The sequence below is a fragment of the Rhodococcus sp. ARC_M5 genome (assembly GCF_022810405.1).
Taxonomy (GTDB): Bacteria; Actinomycetota; Actinomycetes; order Mycobacteriales; family Mycobacteriaceae; genus Rhodococcoides; species Rhodococcoides navarretei.
Window position 1 is genome coordinate 80,184 of sequence record NZ_JALGQE010000001.1, and the last position, 19,504, is coordinate 99,687.

At 64.9% G+C, this 19,504-nt stretch carries 16 protein-coding genes and 1 tRNA gene; 11 read left to right on the forward strand and 6 right to left on the reverse strand.

The window, feature by feature from the left end:
- Window positions 1-78: 78 nt before the first annotated feature.
- The 6 genes from MTX34_RS00405 (at window position 79) to MTX34_RS00430 (ending at window position 5,523) form a co-directional block, all read left to right on the forward strand.
- Entirely contained in the window at window positions 79-1,488 is a 1,410-nt protein-coding gene (locus MTX34_RS00405; protein WP_243608437.1) for an acyl-CoA dehydrogenase family protein, read from the forward strand.
- A gap of 44 nt (window positions 1,489-1,532) precedes the next feature.
- On the forward strand, window positions 1,533-2,753 hold the full coding sequence (locus tag MTX34_RS00410) for an acyl-CoA dehydrogenase family protein (protein WP_068045941.1): 1,221 nt from the start codon (window positions 1,533-1,535) through the stop codon (window positions 2,751-2,753).
- 185 nt (window positions 2,754-2,938) lie between these two features.
- Window positions 2,939-3,283 (forward strand): YciI family protein, encoded by a 345-nt coding sequence (locus MTX34_RS00415; RefSeq protein WP_243593489.1) that lies wholly within the window; start codon window positions 2,939-2,941, stop codon window positions 3,281-3,283.
- A gap of 46 nt (window positions 3,284-3,329) precedes the next feature.
- Window positions 3,330-4,610: an RNA polymerase sigma factor gene (locus tag MTX34_RS00420; RefSeq protein WP_243608070.1), complete on the forward strand. Its 1,281-nt coding sequence runs from the start codon at window positions 3,330-3,332 to the stop codon at window positions 4,608-4,610.
- Between the two features lie 120 nt (window positions 4,611-4,730).
- The gene (locus MTX34_RS00425) at window positions 4,731-4,910 is read left to right on the forward strand and encodes a hypothetical protein (RefSeq protein WP_243593492.1); all 180 of its coding nucleotides are present in this window, start codon (window positions 4,731-4,733) and stop codon (window positions 4,908-4,910) included.
- Between the two features lie 7 nt (window positions 4,911-4,917).
- Window positions 4,918-5,523 (forward strand): hypothetical protein, encoded by a 606-nt coding sequence (locus tag MTX34_RS00430; protein ID WP_243608071.1) that lies wholly within the window; start codon window positions 4,918-4,920, stop codon window positions 5,521-5,523.
- 6 nt (window positions 5,524-5,529) lie between these two features.
- On the opposite strand, the gene MTX34_RS00435 is transcribed toward MTX34_RS00430, so the two are convergent.
- Both MTX34_RS00435 and MTX34_RS00440 read right to left on the reverse strand, forming a co-directional pair.
- Window positions 5,530-6,042, reverse strand: a complete 513-nt coding sequence (locus MTX34_RS00435; protein WP_243593494.1) for a putative immunity protein — start codon at window positions 6,040-6,042, stop codon at window positions 5,530-5,532.
- A 111-nt stretch (window positions 6,043-6,153) separates the two neighbouring features.
- Window positions 6,154-6,230: transfer RNA gene (locus MTX34_RS00440), tRNA-Met, on the reverse strand.
- A gap of 499 nt (window positions 6,231-6,729) precedes the next feature.
- On the opposite strand from MTX34_RS00440, the gene MTX34_RS00445 reads away from it, so the two are divergent.
- Window positions 6,730-7,308, forward strand: coding sequence for a transglycosylase family protein (locus tag MTX34_RS00445; protein ID WP_243608072.1), 579 nt, complete (start codon window positions 6,730-6,732; stop codon window positions 7,306-7,308).
- A gap of 141 nt (window positions 7,309-7,449) precedes the next feature.
- On the opposite strand, the gene MTX34_RS00450 is transcribed toward MTX34_RS00445, so the two are convergent.
- On the reverse strand, window positions 7,450-10,434 hold the full coding sequence (locus MTX34_RS00450; protein ID WP_243593496.1) for a UPF0182 family protein: 2,985 nt from the start codon (window positions 10,432-10,434) through the stop codon (window positions 7,450-7,452).
- Between the two features lie 277 nt (window positions 10,435-10,711).
- Between MTX34_RS00450 and MTX34_RS00455 the strand changes: the two genes are divergently transcribed.
- Window positions 10,712-11,290: a PPA1309 family protein gene (locus MTX34_RS00455; protein ID WP_243608438.1), complete on the forward strand. Its 579-nt coding sequence runs from the start codon at window positions 10,712-10,714 to the stop codon at window positions 11,288-11,290.
- 12 nt (window positions 11,291-11,302) lie between these two features.
- Here MTX34_RS00455 and MTX34_RS00460 read toward each other — a convergent pair whose 3' ends face one another.
- Window positions 11,303-12,328: a PDZ domain-containing protein gene (locus MTX34_RS00460; RefSeq protein ID WP_243608073.1), complete on the reverse strand. Its 1,026-nt coding sequence runs from the start codon at window positions 12,326-12,328 to the stop codon at window positions 11,303-11,305.
- Window positions 12,329-12,474: 146 nt separating this feature from the next.
- On the opposite strand from MTX34_RS00460, the gene MTX34_RS00465 reads away from it, so the two are divergent.
- The 3 genes from MTX34_RS00465 to MTX34_RS00475 all read left to right on the forward strand — a co-directional run bounded on the left by MTX34_RS00465 (window position 12,475) and on the right by MTX34_RS00475 (window position 16,321).
- Window positions 12,475-13,902, forward strand: coding sequence for a zinc-dependent metalloprotease (locus tag MTX34_RS00465; protein ID WP_243608074.1), 1,428 nt, complete (start codon window positions 12,475-12,477; stop codon window positions 13,900-13,902).
- A gap of 123 nt (window positions 13,903-14,025) precedes the next feature.
- Window positions 14,026-14,919 (forward strand): hypothetical protein, encoded by an 894-nt coding sequence (locus tag MTX34_RS00470; RefSeq protein ID WP_243608075.1) that lies wholly within the window; start codon window positions 14,026-14,028, stop codon window positions 14,917-14,919.
- A 91-nt stretch (window positions 14,920-15,010) separates the two neighbouring features.
- Window positions 15,011-16,321, forward strand: a complete 1,311-nt coding sequence (locus MTX34_RS00475; protein ID WP_243608076.1) for an AarF/ABC1/UbiB kinase family protein — start codon at window positions 15,011-15,013, stop codon at window positions 16,319-16,321.
- Between the two features lie 34 nt (window positions 16,322-16,355).
- Here MTX34_RS00475 and MTX34_RS00480 read toward each other — a convergent pair whose 3' ends face one another.
- Together MTX34_RS00480 and MTX34_RS00485 are read right to left on the reverse strand one after the other, a co-directional pair.
- The gene (locus MTX34_RS00480) at window positions 16,356-16,676 is read right to left on the reverse strand and encodes a WhiB family transcriptional regulator (RefSeq protein WP_037189857.1); all 321 of its coding nucleotides are present in this window, start codon (window positions 16,674-16,676) and stop codon (window positions 16,356-16,358) included.
- Window positions 16,677-17,278: 602 nt separating this feature from the next.
- Window positions 17,279-19,393: an ATP-dependent DNA helicase UvrD2 gene (locus tag MTX34_RS00485; protein WP_374230221.1), complete on the reverse strand. Its 2,115-nt coding sequence runs from the start codon at window positions 19,391-19,393 to the stop codon at window positions 17,279-17,281.
- Between the last annotated feature and the right edge of the window lie 111 nt (window positions 19,394-19,504).

Here is a 19,504-nt window from a genome sequence, read left to right on the forward strand (position 1 = left end):
CGCTCCTTACTCGACAGTAGACAGCTAACTTACTCGGGAGTAAGATCTGTGAAGTCCGTGCCCGATGCCGAGGAACTGGTGATCATGAGCAAGCAAGACAGTGTGGTCGACGCGAAGGCCCCCAAGGCGCCTCGCGATACTTCTGCGGTTGGCCTCAACCCGTTCAAGAGAGATGCGATCGGAACCGCGATGCGCGTTCTGACCGCCATCACCGGATCGGAACTGGCGGAGAAGTACAACCTGCGCCAAACCATCGACCGGGTGACGTACGAGAGCACCAAGACCGGGTTCAAGACACTCGGTGCGGCCAATCGCACGTTCGCCAAGGTCACCGGAGGCGGCAAGCCCAAGCGTCTCGACGACGGTGCCGCCAAGAACCTGAGCTACTTCGACCTCACGCCCGACGACGAGCAGCGCATGATCGTCGAGACGGTGAAAGAGTTCGCCGAGGAGATCCTCCGCCCGGCTGCCTTCGACGCAGACCACAGTGCCTCGTCGCCCGAGGATCTGGTTCGCCGTTCCGCAGAGCTCGGCATCACGCTCATCAACGTTCCCGAGGAGCTCGACGGCGCAGCCACCGAGCGTGGGGCGGTCACCAACTCCCTCGTCGCAGAGGCACTTGCCCACGGCGATATGGGCCTGGCATTGCCCATCCTTGCGCCCAGCGGTGTAGCCGTGGCCCTCACCCAGTGGGGAACCGACGCGCAGCAGAAGACCTACCTCCCGGCGTTCGTCGGCGAGAAGGTGCCGAACGCCGCCGTCGTCGTCAACGAACCCCGCGCACTGTTCGATCCGTATGCGTTGCAGACCAAGGCCGTTCGCTCCCCCAGTGGCTACAAGCTCAACGGCGTCAAGAGTCTCGTGCCTGTTGCCGGTAGCTCCGAGCTGTTCGTCATCGCCGCGGAACTCGACGGCCGTCCGGCGTTCTTCATCGTCGAGTCCGACTCCAAGGGCCTCGTCGTCGAAGCCGACCCGAGCATGGGCTTGCGTGCAGCAGGCCTGGGTCGCCTGATCCTCACCGATGTCGCGGTTCCCGAGTCGGCTCTGCTCGGCGACGGAGACGCAGATCAGCGAGCAGCCGAATACAGCGCTGCCATCGGCCTGGCGCGACTCGGTTGGGCATCGCTGGCCGTCGGTACCGGTCAGGCCGTGCTCGACTACGTGATTCCGTACGTCAACGACCGCGTCGCCTTCGGTGAGCCGATCAGCAACCGTCAAGCCGTGGCCTTCATGGTCGCCAACATCGCCATCGAGCTTGACGGCATGCGGTTGGTCACGCTGCGCGGCGCTTCGCGGGCCGAACAAGGTCTGTCGTTCACTCGCGAATCGGCGCTCGCTCGTCGACTCGCCTCCGAGAAGGGCATGCAGATCGGTTCCGACGGCGTGCAATTGCTCGGCGGTCACGGCTTCACCAAGGAGCACCCGGTCGAGCGTTGGTACCGCGATCTGCGATCCGTCGGCGTCGCCGAAGGCATCGTTCTCATCTAGCTCGCCGCCCCGAATTCCATGGCACTCACCCAAGGACATACACGATGATCAATCTTGAACTTCCCAAGAAGCTTCGGGCGCAGGCGAATCAGGCTCACCAGGTCGCTGCCGAGATCTTCCGCCCCATTTCCCGTAAGTACGACCTCGCCGAACACGAGTACCCGGTGGAACTCGACACCATGGCGTCGATGGTCGAAGGCATGTCCGACGCCGGTGGCGAAATCGGCGGAGCCGCCGGTGGCCGCGAGAAGGACAGCGAGTCGGCCAAGCCCAGCAAGACCGCGAACGCCAACGGCGGCAACATGTCCGCTCTGGTGAACGTGATCGAGACATGCTGGGGCGACGTAGGCCTCACGCTGTCGATCCCCTACCAGGGACTCGGCAACTCGGCCATCGCAGCGGTGTCCACCGACGAGCAGCTCGAGCGCTTCGGCAAGGTGTGGGCCTCGATGGCCATCACCGAACCCGGTTTCGGCTCGGACTCGGCAGCCGTCACCACCACCGCTGTCCTCGACGGCGACGAGTGGGTACTCAACGGCGAGAAGATCTACGTCACCGCCGGTGAGCGTTCGACCCACATCGTGGTGTGGGCAACGGTCGACAAGTCTCTCGGCCGTGCGGCCATCAAGTCCTTCGTCGTCCCGCGTGACGCTCCGGGCCTGTCGGTTGCCCGCCTCGAGCACAAGCTGGGCATCAAGGCCTCCGACACCGCAGCACTGCTGCTGGAGGATTGCCGCATCCCGAAGGACAACCTGCTCGGTACTGCCGAGGTGAACGTCGAGAAGGGCTTCGCGGGCGTCATGCAGACGTTCGACAACACGCGCCCACTGGTGGCAGGCATGGCCATCGGTGTGGCACGGGCGGCTCTCGAGGAGCTGCGGTCCATCCTCGTGGACGCCGGAGTCGACATCTCGTACGAGACCCCCGCGTACAACCAGCACGCTGCAGCGGCGGAGTTCCTGCGCCTCGAAGCGGACTGGGAGGCAGCACATCTGCTCGCGTTACGTGCGGCGTGGATGGCCGACAACAAGGAGCCGAACTCCCTGCAGGCCTCGATGTCCAAGGCCAAGGCCGGTCGCTCGGCGGTCGACATCACCCTCAAGGCAGTGGAGCTGGCCGGCACGTACGGCTACTCCGAGCGCCCACTGCTCGAGAAGTGGAGCCGCGACTCCAAGATTCTCGACATCTTCGAGGGAACGCAGCAGATTCAGCAGCTGATCGTTGCTCGTCGCGTCCTCGGAAAGTCGTCGGCAGAACTGAAGTGACACCCGGCTCGTCAGCGAGCCCGCGCAGCAACCGCGAAGCGGCATCGGACCTCGAGTCCGGTGCCGCTTTTCGTGCGCGAGAAGAAAATTTCGGCACCGGTGTCGATATCGTGGTCTGCCGAACGTCGTCATCGTGTACGGCGACTCGCGCCGCGACAACGAGGTACCGAACCCAGGAGCGCACCATGAAGTACATCCTCTTGATCAACGCCGACACCGGGCCCGGAGCAGCACCGGGCTGCAGCAGTGTCGAGGACTGGATGACATACGAGAAGGAGATGAAGGAGGCAGGCGTCCATGTCTCCGGTCACGCGATGGCGGATCTGACGACTGCCACGGCCGTGCGCGTCGACGCCGCCACCGGAGCACGCACCGTCACGGACGGACCGTACGCCGAATCGCACGAGGTTCTCGGCGGCTACGACGTGATCGACGTTCCCGACCTGGACGCAGCACTCGAATGGGCGGCCCGATGCCCTGGTTCCAAGGACGGCGGCACGGTGATCGTGCGGCCCCTTGCCGAATTCTGACCAGCCGAATTCTGACCGGCCGGATACTGCGGTGCTGAATTCCTCGGTGAACGATTCCGAGGTTCGTCGGGCGCTCGACTCGGTGTTTCGAGCCGAGCGCTCGATTCTGCTCGCTTCGTTGGTGCAGCGATATCGCGACCTGGACCTCGCCGAGGAAGTGGCCTCCGACGCTATCGAATCGGCTCTGAAACACTGGCCTGTCGATGGCGTCCCGGTCAGGCCCGGTGCCTGGTTGCTCACCACCGCCCGCCGGAAGGCGGTCGACCGCCTGCGCCGCGATCAGAGCCTGGCCGCGAAAGTAGGAGTGCTGCAGGCGGATACGGATCGCAGTGAACCGAACCGCCCGAATCCGCTCGACGATGCCCTGCCCGACGACCGACTGCAGTTGTTCTTCACCTGCGCGCATCCTGCCCTCGCCGCCGGTGACCGGCTCGCACTGACTCTTCGATGCCTGGCCGGCCTCACCACCGGCGAGGTGGCCCGGGCGCTGCTCATCCCTCCGGCCACGGCAGCGCAGCGAATAGTGCGAGCCAAGAACAAGATTCGGGCCGCACGAATACCGTTTCGCCTCCCGGGCCCGGACGAGCTGGCAGACCGAGTGCCGATGGTGCTCGAGGTCGTCTATTCGATCTTCACCGAAGGCTATTCGGCGACGTCGGGTGAGAGCATCGGGCGAATCGATCTCACCGCGGAAGCACTAGGGATGGGCCGACTTCTTCATACTGCCCTACCGACCGAACCCGAAGTGGCGGGCTTGCTGGCGTTGATGCTGCTCGTCGAGGCCAGACGCGACGCTCGAACCGGACCGGACGGCGACATCGTTCTGTTGGCCGATCAGGACCGGCGACTGTGGAACACCGCGTTCATCGCCGACGGCACGAGACTCGTCGTCGAGGCCCTGGGCGGCGGCCGGACCGGTCCGTACGCAGTCCAGGCCTCCATCGCTGCGCTGCACGACGAATCACCCGACTCGGACAGCACGGACTGGCCTCAGATCGTTGCCCTGTACGACGTGCTCATGACGCTCACACCGAGCGCGATAGTCGCGCTGAACCGGGCGGTAGCCGTGGCGATGCGCGACGGCCCCGGACCAGGCCTTCGGGAGCTGGACCGGCTTGCCGACGAGCCGTCGTTGCGCCGATATCATCCGTATCCCATGGCGAGAGCCGATCTGCTGCAACAACTCGACAGATTCGAGGAGGCGGCAGTCGACTATCGACGAGCGTTGGATGTCGCCCGAACCGCACCGGAGAAGCGCCTGCTCCGCCGCCGACTCGAGGAGGTGAACACCCGTCTCGGTCAGGCCGACAGAACCACGTCCGCCTGATCTGCCGTCAACGAACGGTCTGCGTCCACCAGGCGAGGTTCGGGTTCGCACGCCGTGGATCCTAGGGGGAAGAAGTCTGGTAGACCGGTGGTACACGATCGAGCGAAGGGTGTGACCGACATGGCCGAGTGGGTCAAGAAGATCGAAGAGAACGCGAAGGGCTTCATCGCGGAGGCAGAGCAGGAGTTGACGGCACTCGAGGGTGTGGACACAGTCGATCTCACCGCAGATGGCTCCGAGAGCGCCGACGATTCCGAGGCGGTCACCAGTGACGATGCGCGCGAGCAGGTCTCGGACTGAGCCCTCGATGTCCAGTCGGCGCACCTGGCGCACGACGACACACGACTGGTCTGTCGACGTCGATCGAGACCATCTCGCACATATCCGAGCTCGACCCGACGACTACGCGCCCGGCGGCGTCCTGCACCTGATTCTCGAGGTTCTCGCGTACGCGGCAGACGAGGCCGAGTATCAGGGCGACGGTCATGCGAGCGTCACGCTCTGCTCGGACGGCGTGATCGAGGTGTCCGATACCGGTCGCGGCACCGACACCAGACTCGATGACGGCGTCGCGGTTCGCAAGCCTGTCGTCTGCACGAAAGATGTGCGTTTCTTCGACGAACAACAGCCCATTCTGCTCGACGACGGCCATGCTCGGCGTGGGATGTCCGTGGTCGCGGCACTGTCCGAGACGCTCGAACACACCAATCGCCGGATCGACGGTGCCTGGACCGCACGATACGAGCACGGAATTCCCGTCACCGAGCTGATGCCGACCGCACCGACCGAGCGCACCGGTACCACCATTCGGTTCCTGCCCGACGCCTCCCTGATACCTACGCCCCCACCGACCCCCGACGATGTGCGTGCGGCTATCGCCCCGCACGAATTTCTCACGGTGTCGGTGACGTAGCCGGGATCAGTCGAACACGGACCAGCAAATATTGTTCCTTCTCTTCTGGTCTTCCAGCACGAGTTCCCGCACGCTGTCCGGTAGCCGGTCACGCTGCCACTCGAGTTCTTCTCTGCCCGCACTCGGCTCCGAGCCGTGACGAGCCGCCGCCCGAACTGCCTTGATGGCGTACGCGGCCGCTCCGAGATCGTGTTCGGGCACATGAGCAACACAGGCGGCCTGACCGGCGGCATAGGCGGCGAAACGCGCCGCACCGTGCAGTGGCCGTGCCGCTCCCATCGAATGGCCCCCGAGGGCGCGAGTGGCCATCATTGCGAGTTCGCCGCGCACCCACGCGCGGGTGGCCTCGATTGCTTCGCGGGGCCGCGGATCGGAGGGCTCGACCGTCTCGAACAGAGCGAGAACGTGTTCCGCACACTCGGCCGCCCAGAGCGCGAGGCTTCGATGATCGTCGTCGGTCAGCAGTCCGCCGCGATGCACGGTGATGAGGCGAGGGTCTCTGACGGCAGGGAGAATCATTCGAACCGACCCTCGCGGTGATACCGCGTACGACATTCGTCCGAGTGGCCGACCACGACACCCATCAGAGCACAGAAAAAGACCCAGGACATGTCCTGGGTCTTTTCGTGTTGGTAGCGGGGACAGGATTTGAACCTGCGACCTCTGGGTTATGAGCCCAGCGAGCTACCGAGCTGCTCCACCCCGCGTTGCATCTACGAAGTTACCCTCGTGTGTACGGCGAATGCAAATCACGTGACCACAGGGTTCCCGATCACGTCGACCGGGTTCGTGTGCGCCCGAGCAGACCGACTTATCACGTCCCGGACCGCCGGAAATAGTGCTCCAGGTCTCTTTTCCTGCGTGTTTCGAGTCACATAACGGTCGGGTCACGAAGTAGACTCGATAGCGCCACAAGGTGGTCTGAGCTGCTACGACACCCCCCTGTTTCCCACTATGTGGACATGCCCCGTCTCATTCCGGCTCAGTGACGGTGGTCGAATCCTCGACTACGTTCACGGACGGCCCTACACCGCTGGGCCTGCACCACCCCGCCGCTTCCTTCGCTCTGCCCCGCGGGTGTGGTCCCCAATACGTACGGGGGCAGAGCCGCGACGATACGAAGCGCCTGGTCACCAACGCCACACATCCCGGCGAGGTGATTGCAGGCCAGTCGCGCCAGTCGAGCGCGGAAAGGATTCACCCCGCATGACCACTCAGAACAATGTCGGCAAGCAGACTCGAGTCCGGCGCGCACTCGGAATTGCCACCATCGCAGGTGCCGCCGTAGCAATCCCCCTCGGCGTCTCTGCCGGAACCGCCAACGCAGCCCCGAACAACTGGGACGCGGTCGCACAGTGCGAAAGCGGCGGCAACTGGAGCATCAACACCGGTAACGGCTACTACGGTGGCCTGCAGTTCTCGCAGAGCACCTGGACGGCCAACGGTGGAACCGGGTCACCGGCCAACGCGTCCAAGGCCGAGCAGATCCGCGTCGCGGAGAACACCCTGCAGAGTCAGGGACCGGGCGCATGGCCTACCTGCGGAAAGCAGCTGAGCACCGCTGCCTCCACTCCCGAGCCCGAGTCGGCCCCCGCACCGCAGCCGGCACCCGCACCGGCTCCCGCTCCGGCACCGGCCGTGGCTCCCGAGGTCGCAGCGGCCACGCAGGCTGCACAGGGCGCGTTCGACGCTGCGTCCACGCTTGCCGACCAGTACGGCCTGAGCACGCAGTTCCAGCACCTCGTTGCTGCCAACGCCCCGGTGCTCGCACCCATCGGACGCTGATCACCCGGCAGTTCGCTCGAACTGCCACTGACCTCGTCGCTGTAGCTCGCGCACGAGTCAGGTAACGACAACGAAAGAGCCGCCCCACCATTTCGGTGGGGCGGCTCTTTCGCTCATGTCAGCGGGCCGTAGCCGTACCGATCAATTACCTGCCCCGTTGTACGTGTCGACAGCGACCTGCAGGTTCTCCAGCGCGGTGCCGAGCTCCGCGAGATTTCCGCTCTGCTGTGCAGTGCGCACTGCGTCGAGTGCGGAATTCAATCCGGTGACCGCCGCGTCCCGTGTTGCCGAGCCGCCGGTGGACGGAGCCGGATCCGGGGAATCCGGAGTGGTGGCCTCGGTCTCCGAGGTACCTCCCGATTCGGCCGGTTGTGGGTCCTCGGGAGCACCACCAGGAGCAGTGGCCGCCGCGCCTGTGCCCGCGCCGAACACCTGATCGAGCGCCTCGGACAGTCTGGGCGCGTACCCGACCCTGACCCCACCTTCCGCCCCCGGCTCACGGTAGCTCACCAGGACCTTCGTCAACTGCGGGAACGTCGAGGTCGAAGCATTCTTCCGAGACGTGTACAGCGGTTCCACGTACAGGATTCCGCCGTCGGCAATCGGGAGCGTCAGCAAGTTGCCGTACTGCAGTTCGTTGGACTGCTCGAGCAGCGTTCTGTCCGATGCCACCCGGGCGTCCGAGGTCATCGAGTTCTGCGCCTGCTGCGGACCCTGGGTCTGCGTCTGAGTCGGCAATTGCAGAACCGTGAACTTGCCGTAGTCGTCCGGATCGGACCGGACCGAGATGTACGAAGCCAGCAGTTCTCGGTTGAACCCGACCATGGCGCTGGTCAGCCGGAACGACGGCTCTCCGGTTTCAGGATCGCCGACCAGGACGTAGTACGGCGGCTGATTCAGATCACTGCCGGCACCGCTGTTGCTGGTCGGGTCACTGGGCACTGACCAGAACGCGTTGTTGGTGAAGAACTCGTTGGGGTTGTCCACGTGGTACTTCGCCAACATTTCTCGCTGAACCTTGAACAGGTCCTCCGGGTAACGGAAATGCGAACGGAGCTCGTCCGAGATCTCGGACTCGGGTTGGACCGAATTCGGGAACACACCCATCCATGCCTTCAACACGGGATCGGTGTCATCGACCTGGTACAGCGTCACTGTGCCGTCGTATGCGTCGACCGTCGCCTTGACGGAATTTCGGATGTACGACACCTCGTCACGTGGGAGTGGCCGACCTGTCGTCGACTCGACACTGTCCACCGTCAGACCGTCCAGCGATGCCCGCTGAGCGTAGGGGTAATCCTTCAGCGTCGTGTAGCCGTCGACGATCCAGACGATCTTGCCGTCCACGACCGCCGGGTACGAATCGGTATCGGTGGTCAACCACGGCGCAACCTTCTGCACACGATCACGAGGATCGCGATCGAACAGGATCTTCGAGTCGTCGCCGATGGCTCCGGAGAAGAGAATGTTTCGCTCTGCGTATTTCGCAGCGAACGCCAGGCGGTTGAACCAATTGCCCACCGAGACGCCACCCGAACCGGTGTATGTGTAATTGGATTCGTCGGTGTCGTACTCGCGGTCCCCAGTACCGGTAGCACCCACGATCGCGTAGTCCGGATCTGCTGCGGCGATGACTTCGCCATAGTAGATACGGGGCTGGTCGACCGGGATGACCTGCTGAGAATCCTGCGATGCGATGTCGCTGACCGTGTAGATCGGGTAGCCGCTGTTGCTGTTGGCACCTTCGGCGGTCGGATCCTGAACAGCTGCATTGACCCTGTTGGCAGGAGCTGCAACGAAGCCGTTTCCGTGCGTGTAGACGGTGTGCCGGTTGATCCAGTCCGTCTGGTTGCCGGTCAAGGACTGCGGTGAGAGCTCGCGGGCCGCGACGATGTAATCCTGCAACTGCCCGTCGATTTCGTACCGGTCGATGTCGAGTGTGTCGGGGAAACCGAAGAAGTTCTTCAGCTGCTGCTGCTGGGTGAAAGTGCGGGACAACACATTCGGATCGAGCAGACGAGTGTTGGCGATGGTGGTCCTGTCCGCCTCGCTCTCGCGCGGATTCTGCGAACTCTCCCCGGAATAGTCCTGGTACTCGACCACGTCGTCGCCGATCCCGTACGCATCCCGCGTCGCCGTGATGTTCCGCTGGATGTAGGTGCTCTCTTTCTCGGCCGCGTTCGGGCGCACCGAGAACTGTTCCATCACCAGCGGCCAGACGGCACCGATCAGAATGGACGAGAGCACCAGCAATGCCGTGGCCAAGGCCGGAATTCGGAGATCACGCAGGAAGATCGCCGCAAAGAAGGCGACCGCGCAGATCACGGCAATAGCGAGCAGGATCAGCTTGGCCGGCAACACCGCGTTGATATCGGTGAAGCTGGCACCGCTGAACGTGGGTTCCTTACGACTGCTCGACAGCAGCGTGTACCTGTCCAGCCAGTACGCGATCGCCTTGAGAAGAACGAAGCTGCCGGCGATGACTGCCAGTTGAATGCGCGCGGCGCGAGTGAGAGCACCCTCGCGTCCGGCCAGGCGAATACCGCCGAACACGTACTGCGTCATCAGGTTCGCGAGGAAGGCCAATACGACGGCCACGAACAGCCAGTTGAGGATGAACCGGTAGAACGGAAGGTCGAACGAGTAGAACCCGACGTCGAGGCCGAACTGCGGATCGGTGGTCCCGAAGTCCCCGCCGTTCAGGAACAGCTGCACCGTCACCCAGTTGGCCTGAGCGATCATGCCGGACAGGAAACCGAAGACCACCGGGATTCCGATGCCGAACAAGCGCAACCGGCTCATCACCGTGGTGCGATACCGCGCGATCGGATCGTTGGGGCCGGCCACCGGAACGAATACGGGACGGTTGCGGTACGCCAACAGCAACGCGGCGAACAGGATGAGTCCCACGATCAGAGCGACAACGAGGAAGATCACCAACCGTGTCAGCAGAGTAGTGGTGTACACGCCGCGGAAGTCGACCTCACCGAACCACAGCCAGTTCGTGTAGACGTCGATCAGACGGGGACCGATGAGGAGCAGACCTGCTGCTACCAAGGCCAATACGAGCAAGATCCGGCTTCGCCGCGACAAGGACGGCATACCGGTGGGGGGCCTCATGCCCACGTGCCACACTCCAACTTCGGGCGACGCCGACCGGCGCCGCAGATGACTTCTTCGGCGCACTCGTCGTGCGCCGCATGTCCGTTTCGCCCTACTGTACGTACGTTGATCCTACGGCCGCGACGCCCGTACTGCGGCCACTGCTGGGCCCAGGTCAGGAGCGTCGGTGCCCGTGGAACCATCCGGATGCGAGGATAGTGCGGTGAGCAACGAGAGCAACGGACTGCCCGGCGAAGACCATTTCGGTGACGATTTCGACCCCGATTCCGGTGGGCAGGACGTGGCCGAGGCTCTGGCTCGGTGCGCTCGCGAGGTAGCCGACTTCGTCGACGCAGGAGGATGGCACCAGGCCCCGCAGATGTTCGCACTGGTGCCCACCGCGGCGCTCGCCGCAGCCGAGCCCGGTCTGCTCGACGATCTTGCCGACGGCGCTGCGCTGACTCCGATTCAGCAGCATTCGCTTCCCGAGGACATCACCGGCGGCTCCCCCGCCCTGGACGAGTTCCTGGCCACCTCGACGTGGCCCGACGGTGTCGTCGGATGCGCTCTGGTGCAGGAGATCGTGGTACTCCCCCCGGCCGCCGAATCGAGCCTCGACGAGGCATTGATGCCGCTGCTCGCCGATCCCGATGCGGCCGACGAGGCCGCACGCTCGGCTGCCGAGAACCATCCCGAGAAGAAGGATGCTCGGTTGATAGTCGCGGTACTCAAGGACGGTCCGTCGTTGACGCTGTTGCAGTTGCACCCGGACGAGGACGCCGATCCTTTCGCGCCCATCGATCTTCGCATCGCGCCGGACCTGGCCCCCAACGTGGTACACGGCCTGTACGCGACCTTCGACGTCGTCGACGACGACTGACGACGGCCTGGATCAACTGCAGGACGGCACGTCGCCGCCCGAGCCGAGCGCCTGCAGCGCCTCGACAGCACCGTCCAACGATTCGACACGCACCAGCCTGAGGCCGTCCGGAACGTTCTGTTGCGCCTCACCACAGTTCGCGTCCGGCACCAGGAACGTCGTGGCTCCCGCCTCGCGGGCAGCGATCAGCTTGTACGGAATGCCGCCGATGGGGCCGACGGTTCCCTCGGCGTCGATGGTTCCCGTACCCGCGACGAAGTCGCCGTTGCTCAACTCACCGGGACTGAGCTTGTCCACCACGGCAAGGCTGAACATCAGCCCGGCCGACGGTCCGCCCACGTCGGCGAGATTGAACGTCACGTCGAACGGCACATCGGGTTTCTCCTCGGGCGTGACGCCGAGATAGCCCTTGGAGTCGTCGTCGGGGCGAGCACCGAGCACCACCGAACCCGTCCGTGGCGTGCCGTCTCGCACGTACTCGATGTCGACGGAATCGCCCGGCGCCCGAGAACTGACGGCCTCACGAACTGCCGACGCAGTGGCGACGGGAGTGCCGGCGACCGAGACGAGCGTGTCCCCGACGTTCAGCACGCCTGCAGCAGGGCCGTCCTCGGCGACGGTTGCCACCGCGAGCGTTACCGGCAGATCCAGGTGATGCAGAGCGGCGAGCTCCGCACTGGACTCCGATGCCTCGAAATCCGCCTGATTGCCCTCTTGCACTTCTTCCCTCGTCTTGTCCGGCGGATAGACCTCCTCGCGCGGAACGAGGCCCTGCCGACCGCTGGCCCAGAAGGCGAGCGCCTCGAACAGGTTGAGCTGATCACGCACGGCCACGGTCGTCATGTTCAGGTGGCCCGCGGTCGGATCGACCTCGGTTCCGTCGATCTGCACCACGGGTACCCCGTCGACGTCACCGAGAGTGTTGTAGGTCGGCCCGGGGCCGAGGGCGGCGAACGGAACTGCGACGACCGAGCCGGTGACGCCCAGCACCACCACCGGGACGAGCGCAGCGACAAGAGTGGCGATCCTTCGGTTCACTCGGTAGACACTAGATCCGAATCCCGTCGACTGCGCAGACCGCCCCTGTCGAGCGCGTCCGCGCCGGGGTCTCGCGGCCCGGAGTGTTCGCCGTCAGCGTGACGATCCACCACTCTCCGCGTTCATCGGGCTTGTACCGTTGAGGCATGAGCAATTTTGGTTTCGGTGCCTCCGACGACGACCCGGACAAGAAGAAGGATCCGGACGGTTCGGGCAACCCTGCCGGTTTCGGCTTCGGTGCCGAGGGCTTCGACCCCGCGCAGCTGGGCCAGATGCTCACTCAGTTCGGTCAGATGCTCAGTGGCATGGGCGCTTCCGGCGGGACAGGTTCCGGACCGGTGAACTACGACCTGGCCAAGCAGCTGGCTCGTCAGCAGATGGGTGATTTCAGCCCGGTGTCCGCAGGTGAGCGAGAGGCGATCACCGACGCGGCACACCTAGCCGAGCTGTGGTTGGACGGGGCCACGACGCTACCGGCCGGTGCCACGAAGACCGTTGCGTGGACGCCGGTCGATTGGCTCGACAACACGATCGACACCTGGAAGAGACTGTGCGACCCCGTCGCCGAGCAGATTTCGGGCATGTGGACTTCGGGCCTTCCCGCCGAGGCTCAGCAGATGGCCGGTCCGATGATGGGCATGTTGACGCAGATGGGCGGGATGGCCTTCGGTTCTCAGCTCGGCCAAGCGCTCGGTCAGCTCTCCAAGGAGGTGCTCACCTCCACCGACATCGGCCTACCGCTCGGACCGTCGGGCACGGCGGCGTTGCTGCCGTCGGCCATCTCGTCGTTCAGCGAGGGACTCGAGCAGCCCGAGCGCGAGGTTCTGGTGTTTCTCGCAGCGAGGGAGGCCGCGCATCAACGGCTCTACAGCCACATTCCGTGGTTGCGGCAACGGGTTCTTGCCACAGTCGAGGAGTACGCGCGCGGAATCAAGATGGATTTCTCGGCGATCGAGGAGGCAGCGGCAGGCCTCGACCCGTCCGCGCTGACCGATCCGTCGAAGATCGAAGCCATCCTGCAGCAGGGTGCCTTCGAGCCGCAGACGACGCCGGAGCAGAAGCATGCTCTGGAACGGTTGGAGACGCTCCTGGCCCTGGTCGAGGGTTGGGTCGAGACCGTTGTCGCGGCTGCTCTCGGCGATCGCCTGCCCGGTGCTGTCGCACTCGGCGAAACCATTCGCCGACGCCGGGCGTCCGGTGGCCCGGCGGAGCAGACCTTCGCCACGTTGGTCGGCCTCGAACTGCGCCCCCGCAAGGTCCGCGAGGCTGCGGACCTGTGGCGTCAGCTTCTCGCCGCAGCCGACATCGAGGGACGCGACGGAGTGTGGGCCCACCCCGATCTGCTGCCCGACTCGTCGGATCTGGACAACCCCGCGGCGTTCATCGACCGTGTCGTCGGCGGCGGAACGTCGAGCTTCGACGACCCGATCGCCCAGCTCGAAGCCATGGAGGCCAAAGAGCGCGCCGAGGCCGCCGACAAGGCCGCGGGCACCGACGACAAGGCCGCCGACGACAAGGGCACCGACGACAAGGGCACCGACGACGGTCCCGAGAAGGGTTCATCCACAGCCTGAACCGGTCGGTCTTGCACCACTTCGATCGAACTCGTCGAACGCCTGCTCGCAGGCCCTTCCACCCTGTGGATAACCTGCCCTGAGCGGGCGTTCTTCGCTGTCGTCGCTGTCAGAGTGTGTCTCATGATCACAACGACCGTTCGACTCGATCCTGCAGTGGCGATTCTGCCGCGTCGAGACGGCACCGTGCAGTTGGGCTGGAATCCCGAGAGCAGCGTCGTCGTCACTCCCCCTCCCGGTGCAGAGCCTGGTTCGATACTCGAAATACTTCGACTGCTGGCCGCAGGCCATTCCAGGCCGCACATCGTCTGCCACGCAATGACATTGGGACTGTCCGCCAATCGAACATCGGCCATGCTCGGCGAACTGGAGGATTCCGGTCTGCTGATGCACGGCACGAGCGAACCGGTGCCACCCGACGCCTCGCGACGGACCTCGCCCACCGGACCGGGGTCGGTGAGAACGATCCACCTCGTGGGGCGGGGTCCGATCTCCGACGCATTGGCGTCGGGTCTGAGTCGAACCAGCGTGGCGGTCAGCCGGACGAGTCTGACGCCGACTCGCTACCCACACTCGATCGTGAAGGCGTGGAACTACGACGTCGTCGTGCTTGCCGACGATCTGGTCGCAGAGCCCCGACTGGTGACGGATCTGGTGCGGCTGCGTATCCCCCATCTGCAGGTGCGGCTACGAGACGGGAAGGGCATCGTCGGCCCGTTCGTGTTGCCCGGTCGAACGAGTTGCCTACGGTGCGCAGATCTGACGCGGTGCGATCTCGAACCCGAGTGGCCGCATCTGTCCGCGCAGTTGCTCGGTACCGTCGGTCAGGCCAGCAGTGCGACGGTGCTGGCCACGGCGGCGTTCGCATTCGCTCAGCTGGAGAATCTCATCGGCAGGTCCGACCCCGCGCTACCGGAAACCGCCGACTGCACCATGGAACTGGAGTTCGGTGCCGCTGGGACAACCGTCCACAAACGACTGTGGTCCAAGCACCCGCACTGCGATTGCTGGCACTGAACAAGGCACTGGAAGCGAGCTCACCTCGTTCGATGGGGGTCGAGAGGGGACGGTCCGAGCAATTGTCGGCAGGTTCAGCCATGATGGAGCTGTGTCTGACATACCGCGCCGTGGATCGACTCGTACTGCAAAACTGGCCAGCATTCCCCTCGGGATGGCGGGTCGTGCTGCCATGGGGTTCGGCAAGAAGCTCGCCGGCGGCAATCGTGACGAGATCGATGCGGACATGGCCGCAAAGGCAGCCGAACAGCTCTTCTCCGTCCTCGGGGAGCTCAAGGGCGGTGCCATGAAGCTCGGCCAGATGCTCTCGGTGATGGAAGCGGCTGTTCCGGAAGAGTATTCGGAGCCGTACCGCGAGGCACTGACCAAACTGCAGGCGCAGGGCCCGCCCATGCCCGCGAAGACCGTGCATCGGGTGTTGGACCAGCAACTCGGAACGGCGTGGCGGTCACGTTTCCTCGATTTCGACGACACTGCGATCGCCTCGGCCAGCATCGGACAGGTGCACCGCGCAACCTGGGCCGACGGACGCGATGTCGCGGTCAAGATCCAGTACCCCGGTGCAGATGACGCATTGCGCTCCGACCTCAAAACACTCTCGCGGTTCGCGAACCTGTTCAGCACGGTGCTCGCGGGCACGGACGTCAAGCCGGTGCTCGAAGAATTGACCGCTCGTACCGAGGACGAGCTGGACTACCGTATCGAGGCCGCGAATCAACGTGCCTTCAGCAAGGAATTCGCAGGCGATTCACAGTTCGCGATTCCCAAGATCGTCGCCAGTGCTCCCAAAGTCGTTGTCAGCGAATGGATGACGGGTAGGCCGCTGGCCGATGTGATCGCGAACGGGACGGCCGAGGAACGTAACCAGGCGGGCGAACTGCTCGCATTGTTCGCCTTCGTGTCCCCGGCGCGGGCGAGGTTGCTGCACGCCGACCCTCATCCGGGCAACTTCATGATGCTCGACGACGGTCGGATGGGCGTCATCGACTTCGGGGCCTGCGCTCCGATGCCCGACGGTCTCCCGCCCGTCCTGGGTCGGATGGTCTCGCTCGCACGCGACGAGAAGTACGAGGAACTGGTCGAGTTGTTCACCGAGAGCGGCTTCGTCGTTCCTGGACGCACGGTCACGGAGAAGGAGATCGCAGACTACCTGCGCCCGTTCACCGATCCGATTCACACCGAATCGTTCCACTTCACCCGCGCCTGGCTGCAGAAAGCCGCGGGCACCGCCGCAGATTTCAACAGTGCGCAGTTCCGCACCGTTCGTGCACTGAACATGCCTGCCGAATACGTGATGATCTTTCGCGTGCTGGGCGGATTGGTCGGAATCTGTGCCCAACTCGACGCCTACGCGCCGTACATGGCCATCCTGACCGAGTGGATGCCCGGCTTCACCGACTGATTCGTTCGGCGAAACCGGGCACCGGTCTCGGACGTCATGCTGCGTTCTTGCGCGGCCGTCCACGAGGACGCTTGCGGGCGATGACGACACCCTGCTCGAGGATCTCGCCTCCCCACACGCCCCACGGCTCGGCGCGGTCGAGAGCCGCACTCAGGCAGGTGCGTCGGATGGGGCACTCGGCGCACAGCGCCTTGGCCTGCTCCAGTTCGGCGGGGGTATCGGCGAACCACATGTCGGGGTTCGCCGCTCGGCAGGGCACGGACAGTGCCAGCTCGACCGATTCGGTCGAATACTGTGCAGCGTAGGCACTCTCGGACTCCGGTCGGCATGTCGTCCGGATCGTGGCGGTTGACACGTCGGTCTCCTCTACTTTTCGTGCGGCGTCGTTATCGGTTCGAGGGGTGATGCGAACCTGTCGGCCTCACGCTCGGATAGAGGAACTACCTGAACGAGAAAGGCCACGGTCCGCGAGTGCGGGTCCGTGGCCTGGTGGGGCTTGTCGAAGCGTCTACCGACAGTGAAGTCGGTGTCTGCTGTCGAGCACGGACGCACGTGGTGCGCGGTGACGGCGAGCTGCCTGGGCAACGGCTTTCGCTCCTGGTGCCAGGGCAACCTGGGCGGAATTCGACCCCGAGACCGCGTATGCGGACTCCTGGATGGGGCCGAAAGCGGAGGAACGAATCCACGTCTGCGCAACAGAGCCTGTAGCGGCGGCAGGAGTGCCGAGGGGGGCCACTCCGAAAGGTGCCGTGCCGAGGACAGGGCTGAACGCGACGGTTGCGTTGGCAACGGCGGCGTGCAATGTGTTGATCATTTTCTTCAGCTCCTGTTCTGGTCTCGACGGCGGATTGGACAGTGCGCGGTCTCCCGCGGCACGTGAAACAGACTAAGCCCCCCGCCGAGATCTGCACAAGTTATTTTTGACCTGGGGATTCCCATATTGTGTGGGCCGGCTCGTCACCTGTCCGAGGCCCGCACCACGGTGAGCACTTCGTCGCCGAACCGCTCCAGCTTCTTGGCCCCGATTCCCGGAATCGCCACCAGCCCACGCTCGTCCTGCGGTTGCTGTTCCGCTATGGCGGTCAGCGTGTTGTCGCTGAACACCACGTACGCGGGCACCTTCAGTTCGCGGGACTTGTCCAATCGCCACGACTTGAGTGCATCGAGCAGCGCGATGTCGACGTTCGACGGACAACTGTCGCACCGACCCAGCATGGTCGCGGACGTGCCGATCAGGGGCTTGCCGCACAACCGACACTTGGGCCCGGACTTCTTGGCCGCGGGCGCGGCAATACGCGAGGCGGGTGAATCCTCGGGGATCAGACCGTTGAGAAACCTCGACCGGCGCCGCGATTTGCGTCCGCCCTCGTTGCGGGCGAGCGCCCAGGACAGATGCAGGTGGACGCGAGCGCGCGTGACGCCGACGTAGAGCAACCTGCGTTCCTCCTCGACGGCCGCCTCGTTGTTGGCACTGGGATCGTTGCCGATCGCGTGCGAGATCGGCAGAGTGCCGTCGGCGAGACCGACGATGAACACCGCGTCCCACTCGAGTCCCTTCGCCGCGTGCAGCGACGCGAGAGTGACGCCTTGAACCGTCGGCGGATGCCGTGCCTCGGCCCGTGCGGCGAGCTCACCCAACAACTTCTCGAGGGTGAGGTCGGCATCGTGCACCAGAAGTTCTTCGGTGAGCTGCACCAGACCGCCGAGCGATGCCCACTTCTCGCGGGCCTGTGCGCCGGTCGGCTCGGTTGCCGTCAGGCCGAGCGGGGCCAGGACTGCCCGCACCAGAGCCGGTAATCCCTCGCCCGCCTGCGCGCCGTCGGGCAGATCGTCGCGACCGCCTGCCTGCCGCAACGCGTTGACGCCCTGCCGCACCTCGGGTCTGGTGAAGAAGCCCTCACCCCCGCGCACCTGATACGGGATCTTCATCTCCGTCAACGCCTGCTCGTGCGCCTCGGACTGCGCGTTGATGCGGTACAGAATCGCGATCTCGGCCGGCTCGACGCCCTTCGAGATCAGCCTCTTGATCGCCCGCGCCACACCGTCGGCCTCCGCCGGCTCGTCGTCGTACTCGAAGAACTCGGGCTCGGGTCCCGGCTCGCGCTGGCCGATCAATTGCAGTCGGGTACCGGCAATGCGACCACGAGCGGCTCCGATGACGCGGTTCGCCAGCGACACCACTTCGGGAGTCGACCGGTAGTCGCGTTCGAGCCGAACCACGGTGGCTTCGGGGTACTTTCGGGAGAAGTCGAGCAGATACCGCGGGGACGCGCCGGTGAACGAGTAGATGGTCTGGTTCGCGTCGCCGACCACGGTGAGATCGTCGCGCTCACCCACCCAGGCGTCGAGCACACGTTGCTGCAGCGGCGTCACGTCCTGGTACTCGTCCACGACGAAGCAGCGATAGCGCTCGCGGAACTCGTCGGCCACCGACGAGTGCTCTTCGAGTGCTGCCGCCGTGTGCAGGAGAAGGTCGTCGAAATCGAGCAACATCCCGTCTCCGCCACGAGACTTGAGCTCCTCGTATCCCGCGTACACGGCGGCGACCTTGGTCGCGTCCATCGGAACGTCGCGGCGGTTGCTCGCCGCAACACGCGGATAGTCCTCGGGGGCGATCAACGATCCCTTGGCCCATTCGATCTCTCCGGCGAGATCTCGGATGGCGTCCGTCGACGTCGACACGCCGGCGCGGTTCGCCGCCTGCGAGACGACGGTGAACTTGCGATCGAGAAGCTGCCATCCCGTGTCACCGACCACCTGCGGCCAGAAGTACTTGAGCTGACGCATGGCCGCGGCGTGGAACGTACGCGCCTGCACCGGAGGTCCGTCTCCCCCGACGCCGAGCTCGCGCAGGCGTCCGCGCATCTCACCGGCCGCGCGCGCCGTGAACGTCACCGCCAGCACCTGCCCCGATGACACGTGACCGGCAGAGACGAGGTGGGCGATGCGGCGGGTGATCGTGCGCGTCTTTCCCGTGCCCGCACCGGCCAGAACGCAGACCGGGCCGCGGGGGGCAAGTACCGCCGCGGATTGCTCCGGATCGAGCCCGGCGGTCATCGCGTCGTCAGCCATGGGGTCCATTGTGTCAGTGCGTACCGACAGTTCCACCCGGGCCCGAACGCATCGGCGAACGACCGATGCCGGTAGCGGCCGGAACAATCGCGTCGGCGCTCCTGTTGACTG